The organism is Streptomyces achromogenes subsp. achromogenes (assembly GCF_000720835.1).
Lineage (GTDB): Bacteria > Actinomycetota > Actinomycetes > Streptomycetales > Streptomycetaceae > Streptomyces > Streptomyces achromogenes.
The window spans coordinates 137,790-153,779 of sequence record NZ_JODT01000029.1; the positions used below are offsets into that span (position 1 = coordinate 137,790).

General features: G+C 72.5%; 11 protein-coding genes and 1 pseudogene. 8 read left to right on the top strand and 4 right to left on the bottom strand.

Annotated features, from left to right (window positions below):
* Positions 1 to 52 precede the first annotated feature (52 nt).
* Positions 53 to 940, top strand: coding sequence for a coiled-coil domain-containing protein (locus tag IH25_RS0127435; RefSeq protein WP_030616109.1), 888 nt, complete (start codon positions 53 to 55; stop codon positions 938 to 940).
* 15 nt (positions 941 to 955) lie between these two features.
* Here IH25_RS0127435 and IH25_RS0127440 read toward each other — a convergent pair whose 3' ends face one another.
* Positions 956 to 2,452: an MFS transporter gene (locus IH25_RS0127440; protein WP_030616112.1), complete on the bottom strand. Its 1,497-nt coding sequence runs from the start codon at positions 2,450 to 2,452 to the stop codon at positions 956 to 958.
* Between the two features lie 446 nt (positions 2,453 to 2,898).
* On the opposite strand from IH25_RS0127440, the gene IH25_RS0127445 reads away from it, so the two are divergent.
* From IH25_RS0127445 to IH25_RS0127460, 4 genes are all read left to right on the top strand, one after another.
* Positions 2,899 to 3,687, top strand: coding sequence for an ABC transporter ATP-binding protein (locus tag IH25_RS0127445; RefSeq protein WP_030616115.1), 789 nt, complete (start codon positions 2,899 to 2,901; stop codon positions 3,685 to 3,687).
* Positions 3,684 to 6,263 (top strand): ABC transporter permease, encoded by a 2,580-nt coding sequence (locus IH25_RS0127450; protein ID WP_030616118.1) that lies wholly within the window; start codon positions 3,684 to 3,686, stop codon positions 6,261 to 6,263. Before IH25_RS0127445 ends, IH25_RS0127450 begins: the two co-directional genes overlap by 4 nt.
* Before the next feature lie 316 nt (positions 6,264 to 6,579).
* Positions 6,580 to 10,116, top strand: a complete 3,537-nt coding sequence (mfd, locus tag IH25_RS0127455) for a transcription-repair coupling factor (RefSeq protein WP_030616121.1) — start codon at positions 6,580 to 6,582, stop codon at positions 10,114 to 10,116.
* A gap of 106 nt (positions 10,117 to 10,222) precedes the next feature.
* Positions 10,223 to 10,582, top strand: a complete 360-nt coding sequence (locus IH25_RS0127460; protein WP_030616123.1) for a MerR family transcriptional regulator — start codon at positions 10,223 to 10,225, stop codon at positions 10,580 to 10,582.
* A 38-nt stretch (positions 10,583 to 10,620) separates the two neighbouring features.
* On the opposite strand, the gene IH25_RS0127465 is transcribed toward IH25_RS0127460, so the two are convergent.
* The gene (locus IH25_RS0127465; protein ID WP_030616125.1) at positions 10,621 to 11,397 is read right to left on the bottom strand and encodes an SDR family NAD(P)-dependent oxidoreductase; all 777 of its coding nucleotides are present in this window, start codon (positions 11,395 to 11,397) and stop codon (positions 10,621 to 10,623) included.
* 209 nt (positions 11,398 to 11,606) lie between these two features.
* Between IH25_RS0127465 and IH25_RS0127470 the strand changes: the two genes are divergently transcribed.
* Complete coding sequence (locus IH25_RS0127470) at positions 11,607 to 12,302, top strand: HNH endonuclease family protein (RefSeq protein WP_209445383.1); 696 nt, start codon at positions 11,607 to 11,609, stop codon at positions 12,300 to 12,302.
* Positions 12,303 to 12,351: 49 nt separating this feature from the next.
* The gene (locus tag IH25_RS0127475) at positions 12,352 to 13,095 is read left to right on the top strand and encodes a GNAT family N-acetyltransferase (RefSeq protein WP_030616130.1); all 744 of its coding nucleotides are present in this window, start codon (positions 12,352 to 12,354) and stop codon (positions 13,093 to 13,095) included.
* 31 nt (positions 13,096 to 13,126) lie between these two features.
* Here IH25_RS0127475 and IH25_RS0127480 read toward each other — a convergent pair whose 3' ends face one another.
* Positions 13,127 to 13,876: a hypothetical protein gene (locus IH25_RS0127480; RefSeq protein ID WP_030616135.1), complete on the bottom strand. Its 750-nt coding sequence runs from the start codon at positions 13,874 to 13,876 to the stop codon at positions 13,127 to 13,129.
* Between the two features lie 198 nt (positions 13,877 to 14,074).
* Positions 14,075 to 14,797, bottom strand: a complete 723-nt coding sequence (locus IH25_RS0127485) for a hypothetical protein (protein WP_245172896.1) — start codon at positions 14,795 to 14,797, stop codon at positions 14,075 to 14,077.
* A 196-nt stretch (positions 14,798 to 14,993) separates the two neighbouring features.
* Here IH25_RS0127485 and IH25_RS42520 point away from each other — a divergent pair.
* Positions 14,994 to 15,990: pseudogene (locus IH25_RS42520) on the top strand (hypothetical protein); the annotation flags it as partial.

Consider the following 15,990-nt stretch of genomic DNA (forward strand, 5'->3'; position numbering starts at 1 on the left):
GATATGCACGAAATCATTCTGTCGTGTAGGTCCGGTGGAGAGGAGTCCCAGGGTGAGCAGCGCATCGATGCCGCCGCACGGCTTCGCGACCGTCCGGGGGCGCGGCTACCGCCCCGACCAGGTCGACGCCTGCCTGGAGGCGCTGTCCGAGGACCGGGACGCCGCCTGGGAGCGGGCCGCCCGGCTGACCGTGCTCGCCAAGGACATGGAGGCGGAGGCGGCGCGGCTGCGCGAGGTGGTCGCCGGCCTCCAGCCGCAGACGTACGAGGCGCTGGGGGAGGGCGCCCAGCGGCTGTTCCAGCGGGTGCAGAGCGAGGCGGCGGACCTCGGGGAGCGTACGCGGCGCGCGGCCGGGCAGTACGTCGCGCGGGCCGAGGCGGAGGCCGAGCGGGTCCGCCGGGAGGCGCGGGAGGCTGCGGACGCGGTCCGCGCGGCGGCCGACGAGCACGCGCGCGGGCGGATCCTGGCCGCGCGGGCGGAGGCCAACTGCATCCGGGTCGGGGCCCGGCGCGAGGTGCGGGCGGCGCGCATGGAGGCCCTCGCCCTGGTGCGCGAGGCGCGGCAGCGCGCCGCCGGGATGCTGGCCGAGCACTCCAGGGAGAACGCCGGCCGGTGGGCGGCGGCCGAGCGGGAGGCGGCCGAGCTGGCGGCCGAGCTGGACGCCCGGCACACCGAGCGGGCGAGCCGGGCCGAGGCCGCGCTGGCGGCGGCCGGGCGGGCCGTGGAGGAGGCCGGGGAGTACGCCCGCCGCTGTGAGGAGCGGGCACGCGCGCGTGCCGCCGAGATCGTCGCGGAGGCGCGCGTGCGCGAGGAGCGCATCGCCCAGGAGACCGAGCGGTTGCTGCGCGAGCACGGCGACACCTGGGACGCCGTGCAGGCGCACGTGGACTCGGCGCGCGACCGTCTGATGACGCTGACGGGCAGGGTGGTCACCGAGTGAGCCGGCCCGCCGGGATCACTCCGGGAGCACCGGGAAGCGCCGGGGTGCCACCAGCAGCAGCACCACGAAGGCCAGGGCCGCCGCGCCCGCCGCGCCGAGGTAGACGGCGTGCACCGCGTCGGCGATGGCCCGCCGGGTCGCCTCCGGAGCCGTGCCGGCGTCCAGCGCGCGGGTGACGGAGTCCAGGTCGCCGGCCCCGCCCAGCCGCGCGGCCAGCACCCCGTTGGCGACGGCGCCGAACAGGGACGCGCCGAGGGTCTGGCCGGTCTGCCGGCAGAACAGCACCGAGGCGGTCGTGGTGCCCCGCTCCGACCAGCCCACCGTCGACTGCACCCCGACGATCAGCGGCAGCTGGAACAGGCCCAGCGCCCCGCCGAGCAGCAGCATCAGCAGCGTCGGCTGCCACCAGGCCCCGGGATACGGCAGGAACGGGAACGCGAGGAGGATGAGCGTGCCGAGGCCGATGCCGAGCAGCGCGGTGTCCCGGAAGCCGATCCGCCGGTAGACGTGCTGGCTGAGCGCGGCGGACACCGGCCAGCTGAGCGTCCACACCGACAGCACGAACCCGGCGGCCACCGGGCCGAGTCCGAGCACCGACTGGGCGTACGTCGGCAGGAACACCGCGGGCGCCACCATCAGCAGTCCCAGCGCGCCGAGCGTCAGATTGACGGCGGCGATCGTCCGGCGCCGCCACACCCACCCCGGGATGATGGGCTGCGCGGCCCGCCGCTCCACCGCCACCACCACGGCGACCAGGGCGAGACCCGCGCCGAACAGGGCCAGCGACGGCGCCGACAGCCACGGCCAGGCGACCCCGCCCTGCACCAGCGCGGTCAGCAGCACCCCGCCGCACGCGAACACCGCGAGCGCGCCGGCCCAGTCCACGCGCGCGCGGGGGGCCGTATCCCGTCCGGGCTCGTGCAGGTGACGCACGATCAGCCACAGGGCGGCCGTGCCGATCGGCAGGTTGATCAGGAAGATCCAGCGCCAGTCGGCGTAGGCGGCGAGCACTCCGCCGAGTCCGGGGCCGGCCACCGCGCAGACCGCCCAGACCGTGGACAGCCGGGACTGGATCTTCGGGCGTTCCGCCAGCGGGTACAGGTCGGCGGCGAGCGTCTGCACGGTGCCCTGCAACGCCCCGCCGCCCAGGCCCTGGACGATCCGGAACGCGATCAGCGCGCCCATGTTCCAGGCCACCGCGCACAGCAGCGACCCGGCCAGGAACACGGCCGCGCCCACCACCAGCACCGGTTTGCGGCCGAAGGTGTCGGAGAGCTTGCCGTAGACGGGGAGCGTGACGGTGACGGCGAGCAGATAGCCGGAGAACAGCCAGGAGAAGACGGAGAACCCGCCCAGGTCGCCGACGATCTGGGGGACCGCCGTGGAGACCACGGTGGAGTCCAGCGCGGCCAGTGCCATCGCCAGCATCAGCGCGGCCACGACCGCTCCCCGGCGCCGTTCCCCCTGGTGCCGGGCCGCGCCACCGCGTATCGCGGGTGTCGTACTCCCCACCGCAAACCCCTCCCCTGCTTCCCGTCGGAAGCTACCCAGGTGCCCCCTGCACCTATGTCTGGGAGGACAGCTTTCCACGGCGGACCATGCCGGGGCCCCGGCATGGCATCGGGCGGAGGCCGCGCGGGCCGAAGGGTGGAGGCATGCCGGGAATGCCTCCACCCGTCGGTGGAGTCCCCCTAGGGGTTCCTCCGTACGCCGGCTCGGGGAGGGTTCGTCCCGGCGGAGGAGGAGGACGGCCGAGGGCGCTCCCTAACCTGGTTCCATGCCACCGGGGGGCGGCGGACCGCACCGGCGGGGGTGGGGTTTTCCCCCTGGAAAGAGGGGGCCCCGCACCAGCGCGCGACACCCTCGCCGACCGCGAGACTCATCGGCGTAACCAAGACGGCCAACCGGCACCACCGGGTGCCGGGCACCGACCTGTCGACCGACATAGGAGACATACCGTGACATCGGCTGTAACGATTCCCAGGCACGGGGGTACTGGAGGGCGTACGGCCGTCGCGGCGCGGGCGCGCCAGGTCGTGAAGGCGTACGGGTCGGGGGAGACCCGTGTCGTCGCGCTGGACAGCGTGGACGTGGACGTGGCCCGCGGCCGGTTCACCGCCATCATGGGCCCCTCCGGGTCCGGCAAGTCGACCCTGATGCACTGCCTGGCCGGTCTGGACACGGTGACGAGCGGTCACATCTACCTGGACGACACCGAGATCACCGGGCTGAAGGACAAGAAGCTCACCCAGCTGCGCCGGGACCGCGTCGGGTTCATCTTCCAGGCGTTCAACCTGCTGCCCACGCTGAACGCCCTGGAGAACATCACGCTGCCCATGGACATCGCCGGCCGCAAGCCCGACCGGGCCTGGCTGGAGCGGGTGGTGGAGACCGTCGGGCTCACCGGGCGCCTCAAGCACCGCCCCACCCAGCTCTCCGGCGGCCAGCAGCAGCGCGTCGCCGTGGCCCGCGCCCTCGCCGCCCGCCCGGAGATCATCTTCGGGGACGAGCCGACCGGAAACCTCGACTCGCGCGCGGGCGCCGAGGTGCTGGGCTTCCTGCGCCGCTCGGTGGACGAACTCGGCCAGACCATCGTCATGGTCACCCACGACCCGGTGGCCGCCTCCTACGCCGACCGCGTGCTCTACCTCGCCGACGGCCGCATCGTCGACGAGATGTACCAGCCGACGGCCGAACAGGTCCTGGACCGCATGAAGGACTTCGACGCCCGGGGGCGTACGTCGTGACCGTTCTGAAGACCTCGATGCGCAACTTCGTCGCGCACAAGGGACGCATGGCGCTGTCGGCGGTCGCCGTGCTGCTGTCGGTGGCGTTCGTGTGCGGCACGCTGGTGTTCACCGACACCATGAACACCACCTTCGACAAGCTGTTCCAGGCCACGGCCTCCGACGTCCAGATCAGCGCCAAGAGCGCCTCCGACACCGGGGAGACCACCTCCCGCACCGGCAAGCCGCCCGTCCTGCCGGCCTCGGTCGTCGGCGAGGTCCGCGGCGCCCGGGGCGTGCGGTCGGCCGAGGGAACGGTGTTCTCCACCTCGGTGACCGTCGTGGACGCCGACAAGGACAAGCTGTCGCCCAGCAGCGGCGGGCCCACCATCGTCGGCAGCTGGAACGGCAACGACGCCCGCACCATGGAGATCGCCTCCGGTACGGCCCCCAAGGGCCCCGGCCAGGTGATGGTCGACGCCGACACCGCAGAGCGGCACGGCCTGAAACGCGGTGACGAGATCGGCCTCATCACGGCCCTCGGCACGCACCACGCGCGCGTGTCCGGCATCGCCGCCTTCAAGGTCACCAACCCCGGCGCGGCGATCTTCTACCTGGACACCAGGACCGCCCAGCAGACCCTCGTCGGCCGCACCGGCGTGTACACCAACGTCAACGTCACCGCCGCCAAGGGTGTGAGCGACGAGCAGCTGAAGAAGAACGTCGTCGCCGTCCTCGGCCGGGACTACAAGGTGCAGACCGCCAAGGAGGTCGCCGACGCCAACCAGAAGCAGCTCCAGAGCTTCCTGGACGTCATGAAGTACGCGATGCTCGGCTTCGCCGGGATCGCCTTCCTGGTCGGCATCTTCCTGATCGTCAACACCTTCTCCATGCTGGTCGCCCAGCGCACCCGGGAGATCGGCCTGCTGCGCGCCATCGGCTCCTCCCGCAAGCAGGTCAACCGCTCGGTGCTGGTCGAGGCGCTGCTGCTCGGTGTGACCGGCTCCGTCCTCGGCGTCGGCGCGGGCGTCGGCCTCGCCATCGGCCTGATGAAGCTCATGGGGCAGATGGACATGAAGCTGTCCACCGACGACCTGACGGTGGCCTGGACGACCCCCGCGCTCGGCCTGCTCCTCGGCGTGGTCGTCACCGTCCTCGCCGCCTACCTGCCCGCCCGGCGCGCCGGCAAGGTCTCCCCGATGGCCGCCCTGCGCGACGCCGGCGCCCCCGCCGACGCCCGGGCCGGTGCCGTCCGCGCCGTCCTCGGCCTGCTGCTGACCGCCGGCGGCGGCTGGAGCCTGTACGCGGCCGCCACCGCCGATAAGGCCAAGACCGGCTCCGGCTGGCTGGGCCTGGGCGTGCTGCTCACCCTGATCGGTTTCGTCGTCGTCGGCCCGCTGCTCGCCGGCGCACTGGTCCGCGTCCTCGGCGCCGTCCTCCTGCGCGTCTTCGGACCCGTCGGCCGGATGGCCGAGCGCAACGCGCTGCGCAACCCGCGCCGCACCGGCGCCACCGGCGCCGCCCTGATGATCGGCCTGGCCCTGGTGGCGTGCCTGTCGGTGGTCGGCTCGTCCATGGTGGCCTCCGCCACCGACCAGCTGGACAAGACCGTCGGCACCGACTTCATCGTCCAGGAGGACAACGGCCAGGTCATCACCAAGCAGGCGGTCCGGGCCGTCAAGGACACCCCCGGCGTGGCCCGGGTCACCGAGTACAAGCTCCTGGACGCCACCCTGACCACGCCGGACGGCCGTACCGTCGCGAAGGAGACGATCAACGCGGCCGACCCGACGTACGCCCAGGACGTGCGCACCAAGACCGTCGCCGGCCGCCTCGCCGACGCCTACGCGCCGGACTCGATGTCCGTCTTCGAGGGCTTCGCCGAGGACCACGGCATCAAGCTCGGCTCCACCGTCACCGTCCGCTTCGAGGACGGCGGGACGGCGAAGCTGACCGTCCGCGCGATCACCAGCGACGAGGCCGTCGTCGACAAGGGCGCGATGTACGCCTCCATCGCCACGGTCGCCACGTACGTCCCCGCCGACCGGATGCCCCTGGACGACCTGCTGTTCGTCACCGCCGAGGACGGTCAGGAGAAGGCCGCCTACCAGGCCCTGAAGTCGGCGCTGCACGAGTTCCCGCAGTACACCGTGCGCGACCAGACCGACTACAAGCAGGAACTGAAGGACCAGATCGGCCAGCTGCTGAACATGATCTACGGCCTGCTGGCACTGGCGATCATCGTCGCGGTCCTCGGCGTGGTGAACACCCTGGCGCTGTCCGTGGTCGAGCGGACCCGGGAGATCGGCCTGATGCGGGCCATCGGCCTCTCCCGCCGCCAGCTGCGCCGCATGATCCGCCTGGAGTCCGTGGTGATCGCCGTCTTCGGCGCCCTGCTGGGCCTCGGCCTCGGCATGGGCTGGGGCGCCACCGCCCAGAAACTCCTCGCCCTGGAGGGCCTGAACGTCCTCGACATCCCCTGGCCGACGATCACCGGCGTGTTCATCGGCTCGGCCTTCGTGGGCCTGTTCGCCGCGCTGGTCCCGGCGTTCCGGGCGGCCCGGATGAACGTACTGAACGCGATCGCCACCGACTAGCGCACCGGTCCGGCCCCCGCCACCGCGCACGGCGGGGCCGGGCCGCGACCGACGGCCACCGCACACGGGGGTTGCGGGGGAGCATCCGGCGCCGGGGAGCCTTGGGCTTCCCGGCGCCGGGTCGTGCGCCGCACGGTCCGGGTTGTCCCCAGGGCCCGTACGCGGGGCGCGGGCGGACGGTTGTCCACAGGGCGCGGGCGGGGGTTGTCCACAGGCTCCAGCGGCGCCGCCGACACCGTCGTACGCTGGACAGCCCCGGCCCGTCGCACGAGTCGGGCCCTTCGTGTTGCCGACCCCCTGGACGGAAAAAGCCTCCATGAGCCTGCACGGTCTGCTCGACGCCGTCGTCAAGGACCCCGCCCTCGCGGAAGCGATGCGCGCGGCAGCGGACGGCAACCGCCCGCACATCGACCTGGTCGGCCCCCCGGCGGCCCGGCCCTTCGCCGTCGCCGCCCTGGCCCGGGACGCCGGCCGCCCGGTGCTCGCGGTCACCGCGACCGGCCGCGAGGCCGAGGACCTGGCCGCCGCCCTGCGCTCCCTGTTGCCGCCCGAGGGCGTCGTGGAGTACCCCTCCTGGGAGACCCTCCCGCACGAGCGGCTCAGCCCCCGCAGCGACACCGTCGGCCGCCGCCTCGCCGTCCTGCGCCGCCTCGCCCACCCCCGCCCCGACGACCCCGAGACCGGCCCCGTCTCCGTCGTCGTCGCCCCCGTGCGCTCCGTGCTCCAGCCGCAGGTCCAGGGCCTCGGCGACCTGGAACCGGTGGCCCTGCGACCCGGCCAGAGCATCGATCTGGACCACGTCGTCGAATCCCTCGCGGCCGCCGCCTACGCCCGCGTGGAGCTGGTCGAGAAGCGCGGCGAGTTCGCCGTGCGCGGCGGCATCCTGGACGTGTTCCCGCCCACCGAGGAACACCCGCTGCGCATCGAGTTCTGGGGCGACGAGGTCGAGGAGATCCGCTACTTCAAGGTCGCCGACCAGCGCTCCCTCGAAGTCGCCGAACACGGCCTGTGGGCACCCCCGTGCCGCGAGCTGCTGCTCACCGACGACGTCCGCGCACGCGCGCGTGCCCTCGCCGAGGACCACCCCGAGCTGGGCGAACTCCTCGGCAAGATCGCCGAGGGCATCGCGGTGGAGGGCATGGAGTCCCTGGCCCCCGTCCTGGTGGACGACATGGAGCTGCTCCTGGACGTGCTGCCCGCGGGCGCCATGGCCGTCGTCTGCGACCCCGAGCGGGTCCGCACCCGCGCCGCCGACCTCGTCGCCACCAGCCAGGAGTTCCTCCAGGCGTCCTGGGCGGCCACCGCCGGCGGCGGAGAGGCCCCCATCGACGTCGGCGCCGCCTCCCTGTGGTCCCTCGCCGACGTCCGCGACCGCGCGCGCGAGCTGGGCATGATGTGGTGGTCGGTCTCCCCGTTCGCCGCCGACACCGACGCCGCGGGCGACACCGACACCCTCAAGCTCGGCATGCACGCGCCCGAGACCTACCGCGGCGACACCGCGCGCGCCCTCGCCGACACCAAGGGCTGGCTCGCCGACGGCTGGCGCACGGTGTTCGTCACCGAGGGCCACGGCCCGGCCGCCCGCACCGTGGAGGTACTCGGCGGCGAGGGCATCGCCGCCCGCCTGGACGCCGACCTCGGCGCACTCTCCCCTGCCGTGGTGCACGTCTCCTGCGGCTCCATCGAGTACGGCTTCGTGGACCCCGCGCTGGGGCTCGCCGTGCTCACCGAGACCGACCTCTCCGGGCAGCGCACCGCCGGCCGCGAGGGCGCCCGCATGCCGGCCCGCCGCCGCAAGACCATCGACCCGCTCACCCTGGAACCGGGCGACTACATCGTCCACGAACAGCACGGCGTCGGCCGCTACATCGAGATGGTGCAGCGCACCGTGCAGGGCGCCACCCGCGAGTACCTGGTCGTGGAATACGCGCCCGCCAAGCGCGGCCAGCCCGGCGACCGGCTGTACATCCCGACCGACCAGCTGGAGCAGATCACCAAGTACGTGGGCGGCGAGGCCCCCACCCTGCACCGCCTCGGCGGCGCCGACTGGACCAAGACCAAGGCCCGCGCCAAGAAGGCCGTCAAGGAGATCGCCGCCGACCTGATCAAGCTGTACAGCGCGCGCATGGCCGCCCCCGGCCACGCCTTCGGCGCCGACACCCCCTGGCAGCGCGAGCTGGAGGACGCCTTCCCCTACGCCGAGACCCCCGACCAGCTCACCACCATCGCCGAGGTCAAGGAGGACATGGAGAAGTCGGTCCCGATGGACCGGCTGATCTGCGGCGACGTCGGCTACGGCAAGACCGAGATCGCGGTGCGGGCCGCCTTCAAGGCCGTCCAGGACGGCAAGCAGGTCGCCGTCCTGGTGCCCACCACCCTGCTGGTGCAGCAGCACTACGGCACGTTCTCCGAGCGGTACGCGCAGTTCCCCGTCAACGTGCGCGCCCTGTCCCGCTTCCAGACCGACACCGAGGCCAAGGCCGTCCTGGAGGGCCTGAAGGACGGCTCGGTGGACGTCGTCATCGGCACCCACCGCCTGTTCTCCTCCGAGACCAAGTTCAAGGACCTCGGCCTGGTCATCGTCGACGAGGAACAGCGCTTCGGCGTCGAGCACAAGGAGCAGCTGAAGAAGCTCCGCGCCAACGTCGACGTGCTGACGATGTCCGCGACCCCGATCCCGCGCACCCTGGAGATGGCGGTCACCGGCATCCGCGAGATGTCCACGATCACCACACCCCCCGAGGAGCGCCACCCGGTGCTCACCTTCGTCGGGCCGTACGAGGAGAAGCAGATCGGCGCCGCCATCCGCCGCGAACTGCTGCGCGAGGGCCAGGTCTTCTACATCCACAACCGCGTCGAGTCCATCGACCGCGCGGCGGCCAGACTCCGCGACATCGTCCCCGAGGCGCGCATCGCCACCGCCCACGGCCAGATGTCGGAGTCCGCCTTGGAGCAGGTCGTGGTCGACTTCTGGGAGAAGAAGTTCGACGTGCTGGTCTCCACCACGATCGTGGAGTCCGGCATCGACATCTCCAATGCCAACACCCTGATCGTGGAGCGCGGCGACACCTTCGGCCTGTCCCAGCTGCACCAGTTGCGCGGCCGGGTCGGCCGTGGCCGCGAACGCGGGTACGCCTACTTCCTGTACCCGCCGGAGAAGCCGCTCACCGAGACCGCGCACGAGCGCCTGGCGACCATCGCCCAGCACACCGAGATGGGCGCGGGCATGTACGTGGCGATGAAGGACCTGGAGATCCGCGGCGCCGGCAACCTCCTCGGCGGCGAGCAGTCCGGCCACATCGCGGGCGTCGGCTTCGACCTGTACGTCCGCATGGTCGGCGAGGCCGTCGCCGACTACCGGCGCCAGCTGGAGACCGGCGAGATCGAGGAGGAGGCGCCGCTGGAGGTCAAGATCGAGCTGCCCGTCGACGCGCACGTCCCGCACGACTACGCGCCCGGCGAGCGTCTGCGCCTGCAGGCCTACCGTTCGATCGCCTCCGCCAACAGCGAGGAGGACATCAAGGCCGTCCGCGAGGAGCTCACCGACCGCTACGGCAAGCTGCCCGAACCGGTGGAGAACCTGCTGCTGGTGGCCGGCCTGAGGATGCTCGCGCGCGCCTGCGGCGTCGGCGAGATCGTGCTCCAGGGCACCAACATCCGCTTCGCGCCGGTGGAACTGCGCGAGTCGCAGGAACTGCGGCTCAAGCGGCTCTACCCGGGCACGGTCATCAAGCCGTCCGCCCACCAGGTGCTGGTCCCGCGCCCGAAGACCGCCAAGGTCGGCGGCAAGCCGCTGGTCGGCCGGGAACTGCTGGCCTGGGTCGGCGAGTTCCTCACCTCGGTCCTGGGCTGACCGGCGCCGGGACGGGGGACGGTGGACGCGAGCCGGGGCAGGCCGACGGAGAACGGGGGCAGGCGGACGGAGAACGGGGGCGCGCGGACGGAGAACGGGGGCGCGCGTGCGGATCGGTGAGCTGGCCGGGGCGACCGGAGCGACACCGCGCGCCCTGCGCCACTACGAACAGCAGGGCCTGATCACCTCCACCCGCGCGGCCAACGGCTACCGCGAGTACGACGCCGGTGCGGCCGTACGGGTGCGCAACATCCGCCGGCTGCTCGCGGCGGGCCTCACCCTGGACGACGTCCTGGTGTTCCTGCCCTGCCTCGACGGCGACGTCACCGCCGGCCCCGCCTCCGCGAAGGCGCTGGAGGTCGCCCGGGACCGGCTGGCCGTCCTGGACGCCCGCATCGCGGCCCAGACCGAGCTGCGGGACCGGCTGGCGGCGGCCCTGCGGGAGGCGGGCGCCGAGATTCCCTGAACCGGCCCAGGTCCGCCGCATCCTGAAGGAGGGCCGGCTCAGGAGACGACCGCGCCGCCGTCCACGGGCAGCACGACCCCGGTCACGAACGACGCCCGCGGGGAGGCGAGGCGGGTGATGGCCCAGGCGACCTCCTCGGGGCGGCCGATCCGGCCGAGCGGGGTGTGGGCGAGCTGCCACTGCCGGATGGCGGCCCGCTGTTCGGGGGAGTAGCCGGAGTGGTCGGCGATCGGCGTCTCGATCGCGCCCGGGGCCACCGCGACCACCCGGATGCCGTGCGGCGCCAGTTCCACCGCCCAGCTGCGGGTCAGCACCTCCAGCGCCGCCTTGCCCGCCGCGTACAGCGAGTTGCCGGGCCAGCCGCGCTGGCCCACCGCCGTCGTCACGTTCACCACGACCCCCCGGCTCTCCTCCAGCGCGGGCAGCGCGGCCTGGGTGAGCAGCACGGGCGCGAGGAGGTTGGTCTCCAGCAGCGGCCCCACCGACGCGCGGGTGTAGCTGCGCAGGGAGTCGGCGGTGACGACGGCCGCGTTGTTGACCAGCACGTCGATCCGGCCGTAGCGCTCCAGCGCGGCCCGTACGACGGTGGCGGGCCCGTCCTCGGCGGTCAGATCGGCGGACAGGGGCGTGATCCCCGGGTGCCCTTCGGCGGTCTCGGCCAGCGGCGCGCGGCGGCGGCCGACGGCGACGACCCGGGCGCCCTCGGCGGCGAACGCGCGCGCCGTCGCCCGGCCGATACCGGTACCGGCACCGGTCACGAGGACGGTACGCGGGTGAGGGGAGGAGCCGGCGCGGGAAGTGCTGTTCTCGGTCATGCCGGGATCGTCGGACCCTGACGCCAGTGACAAGGTCAAGCGGCATCCCTTTGCCGGACGAAACGTCACTTGTCCTGTCATCAGCGGACAACGTCCCATCTGCTGGGCGGCGACGGGAAGTTACCGTGGAGAGCGGAACGACCCGCCCCGCTTGAAGGGCGGACCAGCACGAGCAAGGGGGGCGCACCGTGACGCGTCTGAGGGGCGGGATGGTCACCGCCGTGGCCACACTGGTCGCCGTGACCGGCTGTTCGGCCGGGCAGGACAAGGGATCCGCCGGGCCCGGGGAAGCCAAAGGCAAGAGCGCGGCCCTGGCCGCCGTCGACTCACTGACCGTCAAGGGACGCGCGCCGAAGACCGGTTACTCCCGCGCCCGGTTCGGCACCGCCTGGGCGGACACCGACTCCAACTCCTGCGACACCCGCGACGACATCCTCAAACGCGACCTGAAGGACGTGAAGTTCACCGGCGGCACCTGCAAGGTCACCTACGGCCTGCTGGACCCCGACCCCTACTCCGGCAAGGAGATCACCTACCGGCGCGGCCGCAGCCAGGTCGACATCGACCACGTCGTGGCCCTCTCCGACGCCTGGCAGAAGGGCGCCAAGTACTGGGACCCCGGCAAGCGCATAGCCCTCGCCAACGACCCGCTCAACCTCCTCGCCGTGGACGCGCCCACCAACCGCGGCAAGGGCGACGGCGACGCGGCCACCTGGCTCCCGCCCAACACGTCCTACCGGTGCGAGTACGTCGCCGCCCAGGTGGCGGTCAAGAAGAAGTACGACCTGTGGGTCACCGCGGCCGAACGGTCGGCCATGAAGAAGGTCCTCGCCGGCTGCCCGGACCAGAAGCTGCCCACCGGCGGCAACCCGACCCGGGCCCCCGAACGCTTCCGGGCCCGCTGACCGGGTAATTCACTGTCCCGGCGGGCCCGCCCCGCCTACCGTGATCCACATGGACATCAAGGTGAGCAGCCTCGCCGAGCGGCCCGACCGGCTGCCGGCGGTGTTCGACATGCCCGACACCTGGCCCGAGTTCGTCACCAACGACCCCGTGGGCGCCACCCACTACGGCCGCATCCCCACCGAACTGCCGGAATACGCCCTGTTCGCCGAGGACGAGGACGGCCGGGTCGTCGCCCACGCCTACAGCGTGCCCTTCGCCCTGGACGCGCCGGGCCGGGGCACCCTGCCCGCCCGGGGCTGGGACCAGGTCCTGGCGTGGGCCTTCGCCGACCTGCGCCGCGGCACCCGCCCGGACACGGTGAGCGCCATCTCGGTCACCATCGCCCCGCACGCCCAGGGCCGGGGGCTGTCCGCCGTCCTGCTCTCCGCGATGCGGGACCACGCCCGCGAGCGCGGCTTCCGCGAGGTCGTCGCCCCCGTCCGGCCGAGCGCCAAGCACCGCGAACCGCACACCCCGATCACCGAGTACGCCCACCGGGTCCGCCCCGACGGGCTGCCCGAGGACCCGTGGCTGCGCGTCCACGCCCGGGCCGGCGCCACCATCGACTCCATCGCCCCGGCCTCGATGACCGTCGGCGGCTCGCTGGAGGAGTGGCGCCGCTGGACCGGGCTGCCCTTCGACCGCCCCGGCGACATCGAGGTGCCCGGCGCGCTGGTCCCGGTCCGCTGCGAACCGGAGCGCGGGTACGCCGTCTACGTCGAACCCAACGTCTGGATGCGGCACCCGCTGTGACCTGACGCCGGGCCGGGCCCCGTACCGGCCCTTACAGGGCGTCGAGGTCGAGGATCTTCCCCGTGGGCTTGTCCGCGGGGACCGGCTTGTCGAAGTCGCCGAAGGACAGGTGGATCTGCTCCTTGGCCTTGGCGCCGCTGTCGATCCGCAGCAGGTACGGCTTGCCCTCGGTCGCCACGTGCGCCGTGTAGTCGTCCCCGCCGTCCTTCTCGTGCAGGACGATCGCGGGCTTGCCGTCGACCTTGGTGGTCTTGCCGCGGGTCGCCGCCTCGTCGCCGTCCTTCATGTCGCCGAGGATCGTGTCCAGGTCGCAGAAGCTCGCGATGTCCTTGGCGTCCTGGCCCGTGGCGGCCATCTTGGTCCACTTCCCGGCGAGCATGTCGACCGCCGCGTCGGTGTCCTCCTTGGACTCGCCCTCGCTCTGGGCGCGCAGGAACTTCTCGTCGTACTTCATGTAGACCGTGCCGCCCGACCTGATCATGTCGGCCTTGCCCTGGCCGTTCATGCTCAGCGTGCCGGCGCAGCGGCCCTGCTTGTCCAGCGCCATGTCGATGTCGATGAAGCCCTTGCTCTCGTCGTCGGGAACCCGGCCCTTCATGCGCAGCGACGAGGCAGCGGTGGTGGTCTTCATCGACCGCTCGACGATCTGACCACCACTCAGCCCGGCGAACGGGCCCTTCGGCTTGCTGGCGGCCGAGTCGTCCCCGGACTGGCAGCCGGTGACGAGGCCGGCGGTGGCCGCGGCGGCGAGACAGAGAGCGGCAAAAGCGGTACGACGCATGGGGGTTCCTTGCTGAGTCGGGTGTTCTGGTGAGCGGGGAGCCGGACGGCTCCGTGGGGGGTGAGTGGTACGGGGTGAGTAGTACGGGGTGAGTAGTACGGGGTGAGTGGTACGGGGGTTCTACGGGGTGGTGGGGAGTGGTGGGTGCCGTGACGGTGCGGGATGTGGGTGTCCCCCGCGCCGGGGCGGGCAAACGGGTCAGGCCTTCTTCCAGTCACCGCAGTCGTCGGTCTTGAAGTAGCCGTCCGAGGCGCTGAGGGTGACGACGGCCGTACCGGTCACGTGGCCACCGGCGAGGAACGAGTCCGGGCCGTGCTCGGCGTCCTTGGTGCGCTCCCAGTAGCAGGAGCCGCCGGTGTTCCCGGTCGACTTGTAGGTGCCCGGCGCGATGTCCGTCCCGACCTGGAACATGCCCGCGTCGCCGTCCATGGAGGTGGCGGGAGTGCCCTTCGCCGTGGGGGCGGTCGGGTCCACGAGCTCCCAGTCGGCGCAGCCGTAGCTCCGGAACACCTTGTCGGTGGGCATGACGGTCACGTAACCCGTGCCGTTGACACGGTCGCCGGCGAGTGTGGCGTCCGGTGCGCCGGAGGCGTCCCTGGCGCGCTCCCAGTAGCACGTGTCATCGGGGTTGCCGGTCGTGCGGTATGTCCCCGGCTTGATGTCGGTGCCCACCTGGTAGTCGCCGTTGTCCCCGAAGGCGGCCTTCTTCTTCTCGGCCGCCTGGGCGTCCCTTGAGTCAGCGGAGCCGCCCGAATCCTGGCCGGCGCCGCCGGGCTTGTGCCGGGCCGAGGCCGAAGCCGAGGAGCCGGCCCGGGAGCCGTCGCCCGAACCGCCGCCCTTGTCATGGCTGCCGGCGGTGGCGGACACGGTCCCGATGACGGCGAGCCCCACCACCGCGCTGAACGCGAGCCTGGCCTTCATGCCCATGGCGAATCCCTCCCCGAATACGGCGGCGTCCCCCTCCGGCGGCCGCTCGTTCGCTGGGTCAATAACAGCAGAGCGTGTGAACCGAGTCAACACGGTTCACACTTACGGGTATGTACACGGTCGTGAACCCCTGGATCTTTGTGTACGCCGGTATGCTCGGCGCACACACGGGACGAGGGGAGCGAAGCCGGTGCAGGACAACGCGACAGAGGTGACCGCAGCGGGAATCGCCCGACTCGCGGGAGTGGGCCGGGCCGCCGTCAGCAACTGGCGCCGCCGGCACGCCGATTTCCCCAAACCGGTGGGCGGCACCGAGACCAGCCCGTCCTTCGCTCTCGCCGAGGTCGAGGCCTGGCTGCGCAAGCAGGGAAAACTCGCGGAAGTACCGCTGCGTGAACGCGTCTGGCAGCAACTCGCCGGTCATCCCGAGGGCCCGCTGACGGCCCTGGTGCACACCGGCTGCGTACTGCTGCTGATCCACGAGCGCCCCACGGTCTGGCTCGACGCGAGCGCCGGCTCCGACGCGAGGCTGGCCGCGATGCTGCCGGGTGCGTTGGAGAAGGTGCTGACGCCGCGGGTGGGGGGCGTACGGGGGCGTGGGGGCACGGGTGTTGGGGGTGCGAGAGCTGGTGTGGGTGTGGGCGTGGGCGCCGGTGCTGGTGGTGTTGCCGGTGGCGGTGTGAACACGGCGTACGGGCGGCCTGCTGTGAGCGGGGCGTTCGGGCAAGCCGGTGTGAACGGACCGAGCAACCCGCCCGCCGTGATCACCGGTTCCGCATCGCCTGGTGTGAACTCGGGGCCGGAGACGTCCGGTGTGAACTCGGGATCGGTGGCGTCCAGTGTGAACTCAGGGGCGGCGTCGCCCGGTGTGAACTCGGGATCCGTGGCTCCCGGTGTGAACTCAAGTGCCGCCGTGCCCGGTGTTGACCCCGACCCCACCGCGCTCGGTGTGAACCCCGCCCCCACCGTGCCCGCTGTGAACTCCTCACCAACGGCGTCGACTGTGAACACCCCACCCACCGTTCACAACGACCCAGCCGTTCACAACCCCGCATCCGTTGGCGGCGAATCGGCGGCTCACAACGCGTCAACCGTTCACAACCGGCCCACGGTTCACAGCACCTCTCCCGGCACCCCCGCCACCGCCATCACCGCCGGCAGCCCCCCCACCCCAGCCCTCACTCCCC